Here is a 16,464-nt window from a genome sequence, read left to right on the forward strand (position 1 = left end):
GCGGAGCTGCGAGAGCCGGTGCTGGACGTGGTGGATCGCGTCTCCGAGATGTGCTTTGGCCTCTTTATGGCGCTCACCTTTGTCGGTGCAGTGGCGAGCGGCGCCGGCGGGCCGGATGCCAACCCCCGCACCATGCTCCATGCCGCGTTGGGGTGCAATCTGGCGTGGGGGCTGGTCGACGCGGTTATGTTCCTGGTTCGCACGCTGGCGGCACGCGGCCAGAAGCTCACGCTGGCAATTGCCGTCAGGAATGCGAGCGACCGGTCGGCGGCCATCGGTCTCATGCGCGATGCCCTGCCCCGGAAAATAAGGTCGCTGGTGACGGAGACGGAACTGGAATCCATGCGGGCGCGGCTCGCCGGAGCGCCAACGCTGCCGGCCCGTCCCCGCCTGAACCTGGGCGACCTGCTCGCGTCCGTGCGGATCTTCTGCATTGTCGTCCTGACCACGTTTCCGGTAGCGCTGCCGTTCGTGCTGCTGGCGGACGTCCGCCAGGCACTGTTCGTCTCGCGCGTGCTGACCCTCGCCATGCTGTTCATCGCCGGCTGGGCGCTGGGCCGCTACGCAGGCATCGGCAGCTGGGCCACCGGCTTCGGCATGGCGGCCGGGGGGGTCGCCCTGACTGCCGCGGTCATTGCGCTGGGTGGCTGAAGTGCGATCCGCGACCTTGCTTGCGGCCCTCACGCTTGCGGCGGCCGGCGTCCGCGCGCAGGAGCCGCCCCCGCCTGCACCCGACGCCGCCGCGCAGCCTGCCGGCGCACCGTGGACTTTCTCGGCAACGGGCTACTGGAACATGCCGCGCGAGAGCGGCGACTATCTCAGCGGGATCTTCATCGCGGAGAAATCGCAACTCCACCTTGAGGCGAGAGCCAACTACGAGGCGAAGCACTCGCAGTCGGCATTCCTCGGCTGGTCATTCTCGGGGGGCGAAACCGTCCAGTTCAAGGCGACGCCTATCGTCGGATTCGTGTGGGGCTCGACCCACGGCGTGATCGGCGGACTGGAGGCCAGCGTGGCCTACAAAAAGCTCGATTACTACATCGAAGCCGAATACCTGGATCCAAACGGCGCGGAGCCGGGATATCTCTATGCCTGGAGCGAGCTTGGCTACCGCCCCATCGAATGGCTGAGACTGGGCCTCGTCGCCCAGCGTACGCGGATCTACGGGGGGGACCGCGATCTTCAGCGAGGCGGCTTTTTCCAGGTCACCGTGCGCAAGGTCACCGCAGGCTTCTACTGGTTCAACCCTGGCTCGCACGAGCAGGTCGCGATCCTTTCGCTGGGTGTCAGCTTCTAGGGTCACTTGCCTGCGTTATCCTTCCTCACTATCCCCCCTTCCGCAAGCAGACAGAACCGGCGCATCTGCTGTCCGCTGCGCGGCAGGCATTTCCTGAGCCCGGGCGATAGCATGTCGAGCACGCCGCCCTGAGGAGGAGTGTGAGCATGGCAAATCCTCATACGCTGGCCGGATCCCTTGCATCCGGCACCTGGCGCTTCCGGGCCGGCATCGGCGTTCTGGTCCTGGCGTACGCGGCATGGCTGGCGGTTCCGCTGGCGGCCTCGGCTGGTGCCTCCCCCACGCAGATTGCCACGCTGACCGGCGCCATCGTGGTTGGCAACAAGATCATGCTGCTGGTCAGCGTCGCCGTGATGGGCAAGCCGGGATTCATGCGGGTGAAAGGAGTACTGCTCCGGCACCTGAGGCGCGCCGCTTCCGTCGACACCGTCGGGCCGGTTCGCCATGTGGTCGGTCTCGCGATGTTCTGCCTGCCGCTGCTCTCGGCGATGCTGGAGCCTTACGTGGACGCGATCTGGCCAGACTTCCGACCGAAGCGCTGGGAAGCGCAACTGCTGGGCGACGCGATGCTGATCGCCAGCATCTTCGTGCTCGGCGGCGAATTCTGGAACAAGCTGCGGGCGCTGTTCATCCGCACCGCACGCGTGGTGGACGACGGCGAGCCGGGTGGTGGGGTCCGAGGCGCGCAAGCGCCTGACTGAACGGCACCCGACCGCGTCGGTGACGAACATTGCCTGGCCCGGCAGGCACGGCAGCCGTCTTTCATCTGCGTTATCACAGATATAGAAAACGTTCAGGAGGGGATCGTTTTTGACGAATCTCCGGGCAATACCTAAGATCGTTTGAGCCTGCCGGTGAGGCGGGAGGCAAGATCCGGAAGTCACGCAACGCACGACCGCCCGCAGGTAAGGGTCTAGACCCTAGGGCCAGCGTCGGAGGAGAACATGGCGGACACCCATGTACAGCTTGCTGGCAGTCGCAGGCCGCTGCCGCACAACGCCATCCGGGTTCGCGACGTGGACCCGCACGCGACCGTCGAAGTCACCGTCACGCTCAAAGGGCCGGCACTCCCAGCACCGGGGCAGATGCCCGACAAGGCGTTGTCGCGGGAAGAGATCGCGCAGCGCTTCGGCGTGCCGGCGGAAACGGTCCGCAAGGTAGGGGATGTGCTGCGCGCCTATGGGCTCCAGGTCGTCGAGGTGAAGCAGGGTGGACGCAGCATCCGGGTAAGCGGACCGGCGTCGGCGATGATCGCAGCGTTCAGGCCCGAACTCGGCATCTACCACATTCCCGGACAGGGCCAGGTCCGCGCGCGCCACGGCGTGCTGATGGTGCCGGGCGAGATCGCCGATGTCGTGGAGGGCGTGTTCGGGCTGGACCAGCGCCGCATGGCGCAGCGTCATGCGCAGGCGGCGGCGCTGGCAGCGGCGCAGGCCCTTGCCCCGCTGACCCCGGCAGACCTCGTGAAGCGATACCGCTTCCCTGCTGGCGACGGGGCCGGCAGGACGGTCGCCATCGCCGAGTTCGGCCAGAACATCGGCAACGGGCATGTGCTGCCGCCCGCCTACCTTCCCTCGGACGTCGCCGCGTTCTGCAAGCGGCAGGGATTGCCGCTGCCCGCGGTGAGGATCGAAAGCGTCGGCCTGTCGCCGCTCAGCGAACAGCAGTTCAGGGCCGAGATCCAGGAACTCCCCAAGGACCTGCAGGATCTGCTCTTCATGCAGACCGCCGAGACCATGATGGACATCCAGATCGTCGCCGGGCTCTGCCCGAAGGCGGATATCGGCGTGTATTTCGCGACGTGGGGCGAGAGCGGCTGGATCAACCTGCTCGACGAGGTGACGTCGGGAAGCGGGCCGGTGCCAGTGGCGCTGTCCGTCAGCTACGGGCTCGCCGAAGAGGCGGCGGACTGGAGCCATGGCGCGATGGCATCCATCAACCAGCGGCTCCAGATCGCGGCGATGCAGGGCATGACCGTGTGCGTATCGTCGGGCGACGACGGCAGCGGCTGCAACCAGCCGGGCAAGCGCTGCCACGTCGTGTTCCCGACCTCGAGTCCCTACGTGTTGAGCGTCGGCGGCACCATGCTGGTGGCGCAGGCGGACGGAAAGACCCAGGAAGTGGCATGGTGGGAAGCGCCGGGCGAGCGTACGCAACAGGGCGGCGGGTCGACCGGCGGTGGCGTGAGCGTCCTGAATTCCAGGCCGCCCTGGCAGACCGTCTCGGTTGCGTCGCTCAATCCCGGCGCGACAGACGGACGCGTGGTGCCCGATGTGGCAGCGCTGGCCGGGCCGCCACTCTATGACCTGCTGCTCGACGGCCAGCCATTTCCGGACGGCGGCACCAGCGCCGCCGCGCCGTTGTGGGCCGCGCTGGTGGCGCGCATCGACGCGGCGTTGCCGGCCGCCAAGCGGCAGCGCTTCCTGGCACCGCTGCTCTACAAGGGCGACGTGGGACGCGCGGGCTTCAGCGACATCGTGTCGGGCCAGAACACCTCGCGCCCCAGTCCCGGCAAGGGCTATACGGCCGGCGCGGGCTTCGACGCAGTCAGCGGCTGGGGCGTGCCCGACGGCCAGGGACTGCTCGCAGCCCTGGCCGCCGTCTGAGGCCGGCGCGATTGCTACTTCGAACACGGAGACCAATGCAATGAGTCCGACGACCAGAAAGGAAGTCCCGCCCGATGAACCGCTCGTCGATACCACGCCATACGGGTATGGCCCGGACGATTCGGTCACCGACGTCACGGAGACAGCGGCCACCACGCAGCACACGCTGAAGCTCAATGGCAAGTCGCTCGACTACACGGCGCGCGCCGGGCATCTGGTGACCACCGACCCGTACAGCGCGATGCCGGCCGCCAAGCTGTTCTATGTCGCCTTCACGCTCAATGGCGCGACCGCCGCCGCGCGTCCGGTGACGTTCTTCTACAACGGCGGCCCCGGATCGTCGTCGGTCTTCCTGCTGCTCGGCTCCTTCGGACCGCGCCGGATCAGGACCAGCATGCCCGGCTTCACGCCGCCCGCGCCGTATGGGCTGGAAGACAACGGGGACTGCCTGCTCGACCACACCGACCTCGTCTTCATCAACCCCGTCGGAACGGGGTATTCCGCCGCGATTGCGCCGGGCACCAACAAGGACTTCTGGGGCGTGGACGAGGATGCCGGCTGCATCAGGCAGTTCATCAAGCGCTATCTGACCGTGTTCAACCGCTGGAATTCGCCGAAGTACCTGTTCGGGGAGTCCTACGGAACGCCGCGTACCTGCGTGCTGACCTGGCTGCTGCACGAGGATGGCGTGGACCTGAACGGCATCGTGCTGCAGTCGTCGATCCTCGACTATTCGCAGGCGGGCAATGCCGTCGGGCTGCTTCCCACGCTCGCGGCCGACGCGTGGTTCCACAAGAAGGTCACGCTGTCGCCGGTGCCCGCCAAGCTGCCGGCGTTCATGGATGACGTGGAGGCGTTCGCCGTCGATGCCTACATCGACGCGCTATCCGGCTTCCCGAAGGCCGACCCGAAGTCGCTGAAGTACCTGAGCGCCATTCTCGGCATTCCGCCGGAGGTCCTCCGGTACTGGAAGCTGGACCCGTCGACGGCGAGCGGCTCGGTATTCCTGACCAGCCTGCTGCTGGACGAGGGCCTTGCCGTGGGCGCCTACGACGGACGCGTGACGGCACAGGACACGGGCATCGCCGAATACATCGCCCCGAACTCCGGCGGCAACGATCCCACCATGACCGCCGTCGGCGGCGTCTATACGGCGATGTGGAACGTGTATCTCAACGAGGAGCTGCAGTTCACGTCGACCTCGCCGTTCATGGACCTGAACGACCAGGCCTTCCTCAACTGGAACTTCGGCCATGTCGACCCGACCGGCGCGCAACGCGGCGGCGTCGAAGACCTCTACACGGCCGGCGATCTCGCTGCGGCGATGGCGCTGAATCCATACCTGAGGGTGTTCTCGGCCAATGGCTACTACGACGCCGTGACCCCGTTCTTCCAGACCATCCTCAATTTCCAGAACATGCCCGCCGCGCACGCGGGCGTCGCGACCACGCTGACCGTCAGGAACTATCCGTCCGGCCACATGATTTACCTCGACAATGACTCTCGCACGGCGATGAAGGCCGACCTGTCGGGCTTCTATGCGGGCTCCGATCGGCATATCGAGGCGATCCAGGCCGCGCTGCCGGCGCGGGAGCCGCAGGAGATGTATGCGGCGCGGTATCGGAGGCGGTTGAGCCGGACGCCATATTGAACGCGCGCGGCGGCGGCGAGATCGATGAAACAGGGCGGGCCTCGGCCCGCCCTGCTCTTCCCCGCGCGTCGATGGCGGCTCAGCTGTGCGCGCCGTCGGTGAACGGATCACGCCGATCCGTGACGCTCCTCGCACCCTCCGAGTAGACGTCAAACTTGCCTGCCTTGGCCCCATCGGTGTACGGGTCGCGCGGCCCGTTGACATGCGTCTTGCCGCCGGCGGAATCGACCGGCAGGTTGCTTGCATGGGCCAGGGCCCCGAACGAAGTCAATGCAGCGAGAACAACAGTGGACAGGATTTTCACGACAGTCTCCTAATGAAACAGGGATGGCTTCCATTCGCGTCGCCGTCAGGGCTTCGCACTGTATCTGCATGGCGGGCCCGTTTCCAGGAGGCTGGTGCCCCTTCCCTTCGGGTTCGTCATACACCAGTCCAACTGCACCGGCACGCTGTTTATTCCCTGTTCAGTTGCCCAGTTCCGTCCGGATGGCCTGCGCGAACGCATTCACATGAACCGGCTCCGCGTCGCTGATCGCCCAGAAGTCCATGCCCTTCTGGTGCCAATGGACGATCGAGTAGCCGTCGGATGAATCGGCCACCGGGGTGGAAACGCCGCTCGCCGCCGGAATGACATAGAGATCGATCGGGTGCTGCTGGTAGCGGTAGATCAGCACCGCCACCATGCGATGGTCGACGTAGTCAACGCGGCCGCCAGCCAGCGGGAAGTCCCCTGCGGGCAAGCGGATGACCGGCGGCGCGTAGTCGAGCCGCCCGTTGAACCAGGGCTTCACCGTGTGCTGGTCGGTTGACAGCACGTCCATGGAGTGTTGCGACAGCAGCGCGCGGACGTGGCTCGTCACGAGTTCCTGCCCCATCCTGCCGGTTTGCCGCGCGGGTACCAGCGAGAGCATGGCAACTACCACTGCGGAAGCGGCGACCCCGGCAAGACCGCCGCCTGCCAACGCCAACGCAGGATTCATGGAGCGCAGGCGCCATGTCAGCCACGGCAAACGGCGCGATTTGCGCGGCAGGCCGGCCTCCACGCGTGCGCGCAGGTACGACGGCGCACGGTAGTGAAGCGAGCCATCGCGCAGCAGATCGTTCAGCGAAGTCATCGCCTTGTCATCGTCCATGATTGGCTCCCATCGAACGGCCCGGTACGGGCATTGGGGCAAGCGGGGTGCGGCTGCCCTGGCCTTGCGTCTGCGCGGCCCGGACTGCGGTGCAGAGGAGATGGCGGCCGCGCGCCAGCCGCGACATCACGGTGCCGATCGGAATGCCGGCGACGCTGGCGATGTCGCGGTAGCTCATGTCTTCCAGTTCGCGCAGCACGAGCACCTCGCGATATTCGACCGGGAGTTGCTCGAGCGCACGGTGCACCAGCTTCGCGTCGTCGCGGCGTACCGCCAGCGTTTCGGGATCGCTGCCGATATCGTCCACCCATCCGGGCAGCCGCTCGCCGCCGTGGAGGACTTCGTCGAATGGCGTGCCGTCGGCGGCGTCGGAGCGCCGGCGCCATTCGCTGAACCACGTGTTCCTGACGATGGCAAGCAGCCACGCGCGCGCGTTGCCCCCACGAAAGGTGTTGAAGAAGCGAAAAGCGCGCAAGTAGGCTTCCTGCACGATATCGTCCGCGTCGTTTGCGCTGCCGCTCAGCCAACGTGCCAGGTTGTAGGCAGCGTCGAGATGCGGCAGCGTTACCTCAGCGAAACGGCTGGACTCGTCACTAGCGTTCACGGTGCCCTCCTCTGTCTTGCACCTGTCCTACCGTCGGCCGCGGCGATTTATTCCGGACTACGAGTCGTTGAGGAAGTCCGGAAAGACCTGCGTGAGCACCAGCAGGCCCTCGGGATTGAAGTAGAAGTGCATGGTCGAGTACTGCACGCCGTCCGCCGCGAAGCGATAACTCCAGACCTTGCGCCGCATGAGCGGGAAATAGGTGCTTTCCGCGGGCTTTCCGAAGTGGACCTGCACGTCCTGCATGGTCCACTCGCCGATCCTGGCCATGCCGAACTCTTCAGCGGTCAGCACCTGCCTGACACTAACGACGCGCCCGTCCGGGTCGATCTGGGCGGCCCACCTGGCTTCGCCCGGCGCGGAATAGAGCCAGCGGCGGGAACCATCCGCAAGCCGATAGACCTCGCGCGGCGCGCCCAGCGTGGCTTGCAGCTCCGCCTCGCTGGCGCCCGGCGGCACGGATTGCCACGCGGGACTTGCGCAGGCGACCGCCAGGGCCGAGGCCGCCAGCGCCGGCAGCAGCCTCGCCTGCCGGATACGGAGCGCCAGGCCGCGCCTGTTTGAGAAGGTTGAAATCATGGTTGAACTCCGACAGTCATGAGGAGCGCCAGGGTGACCGTCACGGTGAAACTCGCGCGCTCCCGATCGAGGCCCGGCCAATTGCGTTGATTCGCGAACCGATGCTGCGGAACCGGACCATCCGCCACGGCTGGCCGGGCGGTGTCGACCGCAAGAGGCTGCGCAACGTTCGGGCGCCTGCGTGCTTGCGTGGCTCGCCATTGGGGCCACCAAACCCGCAGGCCCGGTTCACTGCGTGACGGTGGTCTGAGCCGGCCTGGCGGTCGCGGCTGTGGTGCCGGGGGCGATGGCGGCTTCCGCCCGATGTTTCGCATCCAGCTTCTGCAATGCCTGCTGCAGGTTGTCCGGATACCGCGTTTCACCGGGGGCGGCAGGGTTGTAGCCAACGGCCTCGAGTTCCTGGAGTTCTCTCAGGATGCCGGCGCGCGTGACCTGGGGCATGTCGCTCGATGCCGCAGTTTGTGCCTGGGCGAAGCCGGCGGCGAGGTAGACGGGTGACGCAATGGCGAGCACGCGATACAGCCATTTCAACGATCTGGTTTTCATTTCACAACTCCTTGGGAGGCGGGCAAACGCGCCGCTGTCCTGGGCGCGCTTGCATGCATAACCGGCGGTCTGCCCCGCAAATTCCCGACGGCACGCGAACGGCGCAAGACGCTGCCGGACCGGAATAAAGCGGGTGCCGCGGCGGTTTAGCGAATGCCCCCCAACGGAGGCCCGCCGGCTGATCGGCGGTCTATCCCATGAACCCGATCCGAGAGGACACCATGTCATCAGATCTTCCATCCGATCCGTCGCGCCGCGGCGCATTGAAATGCCTCGCGTTCGGCAGCGCCGGCACCCTCTTTGTCCTGGCCGGCGGCATCCTCACGCCAGTGGAGTTGTCCCTGGCCGCCAACGCCAATGCGCAATCAGCGCGTGCGGGCGTTCCCCTCTTCCTTCAGATCAGCGATACGCATATCGGCTTCAACAAGGACGCCAATCCGGATGTGCCGGGGACGCTCAGGCAGACGATCGACCTCGTCAACGCCATGCCGGTCAGGCCGGCCCTGACGATCCACACCGGCGACATCACCCACCTTTCGAGGCCTGCGGAGTTCGACCTCGCGGCCCAATTGCTGTCGGGATTGCAGATCACGGAGTTGCACACCGTGCCCGGCGAACATGATGTGACGGACGGACCCGGCACCGAGTACTTCAATCGCTTCGGCCGGGCCTCGGACAACCGGGGCTATTACAGCTTCGACCACAGCGGCGTGCATTTCATCGGGCTCGTCAATGTCATGCATTTCAAGGCGAACGGTCTCGGCAGCCTGGGCGACGACCAGCTTGCCTGGCTGGAACGCGACCTGAAGGGGCGCTCGGCCAGCACGCCGATCGTCGTCTTTGCCCACATGCCGATGTGGACGATCTATGAACCCTGGGGTTGGGGCACCAGCGACGCACCCCAGGCGCTGAACTACCTGAAGCGTTTCGGATCCGTCACGGTCCTGAACGGACATATCCATCAGATCGTTTCCAGGGTGGAGGGAAACGTCACCTTCCATACGGCGCGTTCGACCGCCTATCCGCAACCAGCGGCCGGAAATGGCCCCGGCCCCATGCCGCTGAAGGTGCCGGACGACCAGCTCCGCGGCATGCTTGGCGTGACCAGCATCAGGATCTCGCAGTCTCCGCTCAGGGCGACACTCGCCGATGCAACGCTCGCCTGAACCCGTCCCCGCACTCACCAAGGACCCCTATCATGCTATCCACGATCATTCAAAGCGCATTCGCCATCTCCATCGGGCGGGCGATGCTAAAGGCGATGCTTATGGCGGCACTGGCCTCAGTGTTCACGGTGGCGCAGGCGCAGGATGCCAATGTCGTCACGATCAGGAATTTCATGTTCTCGCCGATGTCCCTCAACATCAAGGCCGGCTCGGCAGTGACCTGGAAGAACCTGGACAGCGAACCCCACACGGTCGTCAGCGAAACCGGCCTGTTCCGTTCCAGCGCGCTCGATCAGGGCGATACGTATCAGTTCAGGTTCGAGAAGCCTGGCGTCTACACTATATTTTGCGGGATACACCCGCATATGAAGGCGACCGTCACCGTGCAGTAGGCGAGATCCGCCGAGGGCCAGGGCCGCCGCCAGTTTGCAGGCGGCCCTGGATAGCGGACTCTTGCCAGGTGTGCGATCCGGTTCGGGATACGTGGAGGGCCGCGCATGCCTGGTATGCCCTATCTGCGCCGCTTGTGGCCAACCAGCGTGCGATCCGTGCGCCTGGCAACCGGCCTGGTGCTGTTCAGCTACGTCGGCACGCACCTGCTCAACCACGCTCTCGGGAATATTTCGCTCGCATGGCTGGAGCGCGATCTGCTGGTCCAGAAATTCATCTGGCAGGGATGGCTCGGCACGATTCTCCTGTACGGCTCACTGGTCACGCATTTCTTCCTGGGACTGTGGGCCCTGTACGAACGGCGCTCGCTGTACTGGACCCCGGGTGAAATGGCGCAACTGCTGCTCGGCTTGTGCATCCCTCCGCTGCTGGCCAATCATGTTGTGAACACGCGCATCGCCTTTGCCGAGTTCGGCCTGGACAAAGGTTATGCGCAGGTCCTGTACGCGTTCTGGATCGATTCCCCGTTCTTTGCCCGGGTGCAGCTCGCGCTGCTGGTAGTCGCCTGGCTGCACGGGTGCTACGGCGTCTGGTTCTGGCTGCGCTTGAAGCCATGGTTCGGCGCATGGCGGAGCGTGCTGACGAGCGCCGCCGTGCTGCTCCCGGTGCTCGCGTTGCTGGGCTTCCTGCAGGGCGGACGCGAGGTGGTCGCCCTTGCGCGGGACCCGGCCTGGCGCGCCGCCGCGATCCGGCCGGCGACCATCGGCACACGGCCGCAGAATCTCTGGCTCGCCGGGCTGCGCAATGATTTCCTGCTCTTCGATGGCGGTGCGCTGCTGCTGCTACTGGCCGCGCGACTGGCGCGAACGGTCCGCGAGCGCAGGGGTGGGCGGTTCGCCATCCTGTATCCCAACGGGCGAAAGGTACTCGCGCCGCGCGGATTCTCGGTGCTCGAGGCCAGCCGCCTGGCCGGCATTCCCCATGCCAGCACCTGTGGTGGTCGTGCCCGATGTACGCTGTGCCGGGTGCGTGTGCTCAGCGACGCGCCGCTGCCCGCGCCTGCCGCGGCGGAGCGGCGTGTCCTGGAGCGGCTGGGCGCGGACCCGCAGACATTGCGGCTTGCCTGCCAGTTGCGGCCGACCCACGATCTCTCGGTGTGGCCACTCGTGCCACCGACGGCATCGGCAGCCTTCCTGCAGCGTCGCCAGCAGGATGTCATGCCACAGGAGCGATTCGCCGCGTTCATGTTCGTGGACATGCGGGATTCGACCAGGCTTGCCGCGTCACAACTGCCGTTTGACAGCATTTTCGTGGTCAGCCGCTTCGTGGGCGCGGTCTGCGCCGCGGTGGTCCAGGCTGGCGGCCAGCCGAACCAGTTCCCGGGAGACGCGGTGCTCGCAATCTTTGGCTTGAGCAGCGACCCCTCAACCGCCTGCCGGCAGGCGCTTCGCGCCGTACCGCTGGTGGCGGCCAGGATCGACGAACTCAACGCTGTGCTCCAGCAGCAGTTGCAGACAGGAATCCGGTTTGGCATCGGACTGCATTGCGGCCGTGCGGTCATGGGGCAGATCGGGTTCAGCGAACATGTCACCTTCACCGCCATCGGCGATCCGCTGAACGTGGCCTCCAGACTTGAACAGCTGACCAGGGAGATGGCGTGCGAGGCGATCGTTTCGGATCAGGTATTCCACCATGCCGGCGTTTCGCCCTCTGACCTGCCCGGTGTTGTTGCCCGCCTGCGGGGCCGCGATGAGCCGGTGCCGGTCCGCGTCCTGTCCAGGGCGGCCCAGATGCCAACGCCCGCGGCCTGACCCTTGCCACGCACTGCGAAGTCGCCGCCGGGCATGCCGGCTACTCGAACCGCACGGAGCCCGCACCCGTCCGGTCTACCGCTCGCCTGGCGGGATTGCCGGATACGCGGACATGGCCAGCGCCGCTCAACGCCACTTCCGCGGATTCGGAGGCATAGGCCGAGACCAGCCCGGCGCCTGATACGTCAGCGGACAGCGATCTCGCGCGCAGGTTGACCGCCTCCACACTGCCTGCGCCCGACACCGTGGCCCTGACTTCGTTGGCAGTACCGTCGGCCGCGATCGAGCCCGAACCGGACACATCGAGCATGACGGCGTCGACGTGCAGGCCGTTGGCAACGAGCTTGCCCGACCCGGAGATGACCGCACGCGACAACTGCGGCCCTTCGACCAGCAGCCGGATTGGCTTGTCCGTGGAGAACGAGCCATCGGCGGCGATCGTGAGAATGCCGCCCTCAACGGTCGTTCTGATCTTCGACAGGATGTCGGACTGGGCCGACAGGGTAATGCCCGGTTCGGGCGCGAAGCGGTACGTCGCCTCCGCGCTCAGCATCATGTCGATGCCATGAAACGCCGGCAGCGGACGGCGCTGGCTGACAACTGGACCCGTGGCCTTCACCACACCGGCGCCGCCGTAGACCTTGCCGTTGATGATGGCGACCGAGTCGCCTGTCACGACAACGTTCGAGCCATTGACAACCACGGTGCCATCGCCTTGCGCAATGCCGGAGACGGCCGCAAGCATCGACACCCACAACGTGACGAGTGGCTTCACGGTGGTCCTCTCCTTAGTCCGTCTGCAGCGGCGCGGCTTGGCCCTCTTCATCACGGTTCCTCATCGGGGCGGCCCGGGGCTTTCAAGCTAGTCGATAGACGCCGGGTATCCCAAGTACCGGTTGTGGAGGGCGTGCGGTACGGCACTTGCCGCGGCATCGTCGGGTCACAATGCGCGCTCGCCTTCTCCTGCCGGCGCGAGCTGGCACGTGTGGCGGCAACGCCGATGTGATGTCCGATCCGCTGCGCAACGGACGATCGCAGCCCGGTGCGGGGGAGCGCTCCCCTTCGGACGACGGTTGCCGGCCTGCAAATGTAAGCGTCTGTAAATGTCGGCTGTCCGGCGCACATTTCGCAACGGAAGCCTCCGGCCGCTTTGGTAGGATCGCGCTTTTCGTCAGCACCCCAGCCATCGTGAATCGCCGCCCTGTCATTGTGCTTCGTGAGCATTGCGCACGGTGGCTCTCCCGCATCCGGCCCCTGGCAGCAAGCTGCAGGACGATCTGCGGGCGCCTTCTGGTCAGCGCGCGACGCCAGCTTCGCCACCCGACACGACGCGGCGTCGCCGTGGCACTCTCCGCCTTGTCGGCACTCTTCCTGGTATTCGCGTTCGCACTCGTCCGGTCGACGCCGGCCCTCGGCGACATCCGCAAGGCCCGCAACGATCGGCCGGCTGTGATCCTCTCGGCCGACGGCGAAATCCTGGATGAACTCAAGCCGGCCAATCGCGAGTGGGTGCCGCTCGGGCGGATCTCGCCCTACGTCGTGGCCGCCTTGATCGCGACGGAAGACCGCCGCTTCTACGACCATCACGGCATCGACTGGAAGCGGATCGCGGCGGCTGCAGTGCACACGCTTTCCGGCGACCGGCAAGGCGGCTCGACCATCACGCAGCAGCTTGCGCGCAATCTCTATCCCGACGATATCGGCCGCGCGCCGACGCTGACCCGCAAACTCAGGGAAGCCATCACGGCCTTCAAGATCGAAGCCGTGTACAGCAAGGACCAGATCCTCGAGACCTACCTGAATACGGTGCCGTTCCTGTACAACGCCTATGGCGTTGAAATGGCCGCACGCACCTACTTCAGCAAATCGGCCGACCGGCTCGATATCCTTGAAAGCGCGACGCTCGTCGGGATGCTGAAGGCCAACAGCACCTATAACCCTGTCCTCAATCCCGAGCGCGCCCTGCAGCGGCGCAACACGGTACTCGGGCAGATGAACAAGTACGGCAGGCTCGGGCCCGATGCCTACACCCGGCTCAAGCGGCAGCCGCTCCACGTCGATTTCGCGCCGCAGACCGAGCCGCCGGGCGCCGCGCCGCATTTTTCGGCGCAGTTGCGCAAATGGCTGATCGCATGGGCCGATCGCAATGGTTACAACCTCTACGCCGACGGGCTGGTCGTGCGCACGACGATCGATTTCCGCCTGCAAACCATGGCGACACAGGCGCTGGGCTGGCAGACCAATCAGCTGCAATGGATCGCGAACCAGGCATGGAACGAGCGCACGGGGTGCTGGCCGGGCAATGACCTGTTCCAGACGTTCATGCGCCAGACGCCCGACTACAGCGCCGCGCGCAAGGCCGGACAAAGCGACCGGGATGCAATCAGGAATCTCGCTTCCAATTCCAATTACGTCCGCGCACTCTGCCGGAGCAAGGCCCAGGTCCAGGCCGGATTTGTCGCGATCGATCCACGCAGCGGTGATATCAAGGCATGGGTCGGCAGCCCCGATTTCAGTGCCGAGCCGTTCGACCACGTGCAACAGGCGCGCCGCCAGCCGGGCTCGACGTTCAAACCCTTCGTCTATGGTGCAGCGTTCGCGGACGGCGCCCGGCCGGGCGATACGATCATGGACCGCAACGTGGCCATCCCGCTGCCCGGCAGTGCCATCTGGCGGCCGACCGACGCCGAGCCGCCCACCGAGCGGCCGATGACCTTGCGCGACGCGCTGGCGTTCTCGCGCAATCGCATCACGGCGCAACTCATGCAAAGAGAAGGCCCCGCAAAGGTCGCACGGCTGGCGCAGGCGATGGGCGTACGCGAGAGCCCGCTCGAACCGGTGCCTTCGCTGGCCCTCGGCACGAGCCCGGTGACGCTCAGGGAAATGGTCTCGGCGTACGCCACCATCGCCAACCGTGGCGCCTATGTCGAGCCGCGCATGGTGACCCGCATCGAGGATCAGCATGGCAAGGTCCTTACCGAATTCCCGAGCGCGGCGCCCGTACGGGCGCTGCCGGCCGAGGCCGCGCTGACGCTGGTCGACGTGATGCGCGATGTCGTCACGCGCGGGACCGGCTCGGACATCCGGACGCGTTTCGGAATCCGCACTGACGTGGCGGGCAAGACGGGAACGACGCAGGACAACGCCGATAGCTGGTTCATCCTCATGCATCCGCAACTCGTTGCAGGCGCGTGGGTGGGCTTCGACGATGGACGTGTGACCCTCGGCAGCTACTGGAGCCAGGGGGCGCGCAGCGCGCTGCCAATGGTGGGCGCCTTCTATGACATGGCGCTGCGCGCGCGGGCGATCGACCCCGGCGCACGCTTCAGCCCCGAAAAGCGGCCGCCTCCGCCAGCCAGGGCGCGGCCACATCGCTTCCTCTTCTGGCGATTCTGATCCTTGATCTGCCGCGCGCGGCATTCCGGACTGCGGCGCCCGGCTTGATGGCCAGGGCGCCGTCCTTCTTCGCCAGAGCGGTCAGCGACCACATCGTGGCAGGAGCTCCGCGAGTCCCCGCGGAATTGCCCTCACGCCTAGCACTGCCCCTTCTTGGCCTTGCCGGGCGGGCAGAACGACTCATTGCCGTACTGGTCGACACGGCAGTTGCCCTTCTTCGCCTGCCCCGGCGGGCAACCCGGTCCACCTTGCGGCTCGTCATGAGGGTACGGTGCAACAACGCAACCGCTCAGCAATGCGGTGCAGGCGGCAACGATCAGCAGCAAAGCCTTCATTCTTCTCTCCTGTTGAAATGGGCGTAAGCATACAGGCGTTCCAGGGCCGCTACTGCGCCGGTCTGTCCGACGGTCATCGCTGCGCCGGCGCCGCTCCGAAGAAGCGCACCGAAACATCGCTGCCCGGCGCCGGAGCAAACCGCGCGTCGCTGAACACGCGCGCCATGCCGTCCGCTTCCGTCAGATGCACGAGCGCCGGGCTCCAGCGCCGGGCACCAGCCTGGGCCTGGACAGCGCCAGCATACTGCCCCGCGGGCGGCAGGCAAATACCCTCGGGCAGACGAATTTCGGCCGCGCCGCTGGCGCGGGCGGGCGTCCCGGCCACCACCCGGGCGCGGATCTCGTGCGGACGCGCCAGCAATGCCGCAGCAGCACGCACGTCGCCACACTGGATCAGGCGGCGGGCCTCCGTGGATGAACAGCGCACGCCCTCCCCGGCTGCATCGGTAGCCCGCAGCCGCACCGGCTCGACGGCATACCCGTTCGCTTGGCCAAGCCGGTGGAGGTAATCGACGTCGCCCTGCCGTCCTCGTCCGCAGCGAAAATTCGCACCAACCACGAGGCGCCGCATGCCCAGACGCGCAAGCAGCAAGCCGCGAACGAAGTCATCCGCGCTGGCTTCGCTCAGGGCCCGGTCGAACGGCAGCACCAGGCAGTGGTCGACGGCGTTGCTTTCAGCCAGCAGCGCGATGCGGTCATCGACGGTGGAGATCATGCGGGGCGCACTCTGCGGCTGCAGGAACGCGCGTGGATGCGGGTCGAACGTCAGCAACACGGTCGGCAGCCCGAGCGAACGCCCGGTGGCGCGCAACCCGGCCAGGACCGCGCGGTGCCCGCGATGCACCCCGTCGAAGGTGCCGATCGAAACGACGGATGCCGCCAGCCGCAGCGGCGCGGCTCCCCTTGTCACCTGCATGATGGTCTCCTCCTCTTGTCATGCACCACATGCT

The 16,464-nt window shown here is 66.4% G+C and carries 17 protein-coding genes; 9 read left to right on the forward strand and 8 right to left on the reverse strand.

Features of this window, described 5'->3' with window-relative positions:
- Window positions 1-48: 48 nt before the first annotated feature.
- The 5 genes from KHO22_RS30065 to KHO22_RS30085 all read left to right on the forward strand — a co-directional run bounded on the left by KHO22_RS30065 (window position 49) and on the right by KHO22_RS30085 (window position 5,554).
- Window positions 49-651, forward strand: a complete 603-nt coding sequence (locus KHO22_RS30065) for a hypothetical protein (RefSeq protein ID WP_420839667.1) — start codon at window positions 49-51, stop codon at window positions 649-651.
- Window positions 652-667: 16 nt separating this feature from the next.
- Complete coding sequence (locus KHO22_RS30070; protein ID WP_230427088.1) at window positions 668-1,297, forward strand: hypothetical protein; 630 nt, start codon at window positions 668-670, stop codon at window positions 1,295-1,297.
- A 146-nt stretch (window positions 1,298-1,443) separates the two neighbouring features.
- Entirely contained in the window at window positions 1,444-1,998 is a 555-nt protein-coding gene (locus KHO22_RS30075) for a transporter suffix domain-containing protein (protein ID WP_211950833.1), read from the forward strand.
- A 243-nt stretch (window positions 1,999-2,241) separates the two neighbouring features.
- A complete protein-coding gene (locus KHO22_RS30080; RefSeq protein WP_211950834.1) occupies window positions 2,242-3,903 on the forward strand; it encodes a S53 family peptidase in 1,662 nt (553 codons plus the stop codon).
- A gap of 40 nt (window positions 3,904-3,943) precedes the next feature.
- Window positions 3,944-5,554 (forward strand): S10 family peptidase, encoded by a 1,611-nt coding sequence (locus KHO22_RS30085; RefSeq protein ID WP_211950835.1) that lies wholly within the window; start codon window positions 3,944-3,946, stop codon window positions 5,552-5,554.
- Between the two features lie 79 nt (window positions 5,555-5,633).
- Here the strand turns inward: KHO22_RS30085 and KHO22_RS30090 are convergent, their stop codons facing one another.
- The 5 genes from KHO22_RS30090 to KHO22_RS30110 form a co-directional block, all read right to left on the reverse strand.
- Entirely contained in the window at window positions 5,634-5,858 is a 225-nt protein-coding gene (locus tag KHO22_RS30090) for a hypothetical protein (RefSeq protein WP_211950836.1), read from the reverse strand.
- A 160-nt stretch (window positions 5,859-6,018) separates the two neighbouring features.
- On the reverse strand, window positions 6,019-6,687 hold the full coding sequence (locus KHO22_RS30095; RefSeq protein ID WP_211950837.1) for an anti-sigma factor: 669 nt from the start codon (window positions 6,685-6,687) through the stop codon (window positions 6,019-6,021).
- Window positions 6,677-7,291: an RNA polymerase sigma factor gene (locus KHO22_RS30100; protein ID WP_211950838.1), complete on the reverse strand. Its 615-nt coding sequence runs from the start codon at window positions 7,289-7,291 to the stop codon at window positions 6,677-6,679. The genes KHO22_RS30095 and KHO22_RS30100 overlap by 11 nt, the downstream gene beginning before the upstream one ends.
- A 57-nt stretch (window positions 7,292-7,348) precedes the next feature.
- Window positions 7,349-7,870 carry a dethiobiotin synthetase gene (locus tag KHO22_RS30105; RefSeq protein ID WP_211950839.1) on the reverse strand — a complete coding sequence of 174 codons (522 nt, stop codon included), beginning with the start codon at window positions 7,868-7,870 and terminating at the stop codon, window positions 7,349-7,351.
- Between the two features lie 228 nt (window positions 7,871-8,098).
- Complete coding sequence (locus KHO22_RS30110; protein ID WP_211950840.1) at window positions 8,099-8,416, reverse strand: DUF4148 domain-containing protein; 318 nt, start codon at window positions 8,414-8,416, stop codon at window positions 8,099-8,101.
- Between the two features lie 221 nt (window positions 8,417-8,637).
- Here KHO22_RS30110 and KHO22_RS30115 point away from each other — a divergent pair, with 221 nt between their 5' ends.
- The 3 genes from KHO22_RS30115 to KHO22_RS30125 all read left to right on the forward strand — a co-directional run bounded on the left by KHO22_RS30115 (window position 8,638) and on the right by KHO22_RS30125 (window position 11,783).
- Entirely contained in the window at window positions 8,638-9,582 is a 945-nt protein-coding gene (locus tag KHO22_RS30115) for a metallophosphoesterase family protein (protein ID WP_211950841.1), read from the forward strand.
- A 101-nt stretch (window positions 9,583-9,683) separates the two neighbouring features.
- Window positions 9,684-9,974: a cupredoxin domain-containing protein gene (locus KHO22_RS30120; RefSeq protein WP_420839668.1), complete on the forward strand. Its 291-nt coding sequence runs from the start codon at window positions 9,684-9,686 to the stop codon at window positions 9,972-9,974.
- Window positions 9,975-10,079: 105 nt separating this feature from the next.
- Complete coding sequence (locus KHO22_RS30125; protein WP_211950843.1) at window positions 10,080-11,783, forward strand: adenylate/guanylate cyclase domain-containing protein; 1,704 nt, start codon at window positions 10,080-10,082, stop codon at window positions 11,781-11,783.
- A gap of 40 nt (window positions 11,784-11,823) precedes the next feature.
- On the opposite strand, the gene KHO22_RS30130 is transcribed toward KHO22_RS30125, so the two are convergent.
- Window positions 11,824-12,558, reverse strand: a complete 735-nt coding sequence (locus KHO22_RS30130) for a head GIN domain-containing protein (protein ID WP_211950844.1) — start codon at window positions 12,556-12,558, stop codon at window positions 11,824-11,826.
- 230 nt (window positions 12,559-12,788) lie between these two features.
- Between KHO22_RS30130 and KHO22_RS30135 the strand changes: the two genes are divergently transcribed.
- Window positions 12,789-15,179 carry a penicillin-binding protein 1A gene (locus KHO22_RS30135; protein ID WP_230427089.1) on the forward strand — a complete coding sequence of 797 codons (2,391 nt, stop codon included), beginning with the start codon at window positions 12,789-12,791 and terminating at the stop codon, window positions 15,177-15,179.
- A 137-nt stretch (window positions 15,180-15,316) separates the two neighbouring features.
- Here KHO22_RS30135 and KHO22_RS30140 read toward each other — a convergent pair whose 3' ends face one another.
- Both KHO22_RS30140 and KHO22_RS30145 read right to left on the reverse strand, forming a co-directional pair.
- Entirely contained in the window at window positions 15,317-15,514 is a 198-nt protein-coding gene (locus tag KHO22_RS30140) for a hypothetical protein (RefSeq protein WP_211950845.1), read from the reverse strand.
- A 73-nt stretch (window positions 15,515-15,587) separates the two neighbouring features.
- Window positions 15,588-16,430, reverse strand: coding sequence for an FAD synthetase family protein (locus tag KHO22_RS30145; RefSeq protein ID WP_211950846.1), 843 nt, complete (start codon window positions 16,428-16,430; stop codon window positions 15,588-15,590).
- Window positions 16,431-16,464: the final 34 nt, after the last annotated feature.

Origin of the sequence: Cupriavidus yeoncheonensis, from assembly GCF_905397275.1 — a bacterium.
In the GTDB taxonomy this organism is placed as follows: domain Bacteria; phylum Pseudomonadota; class Gammaproteobacteria; order Burkholderiales; family Burkholderiaceae; genus Cupriavidus; species Cupriavidus yeoncheonensis.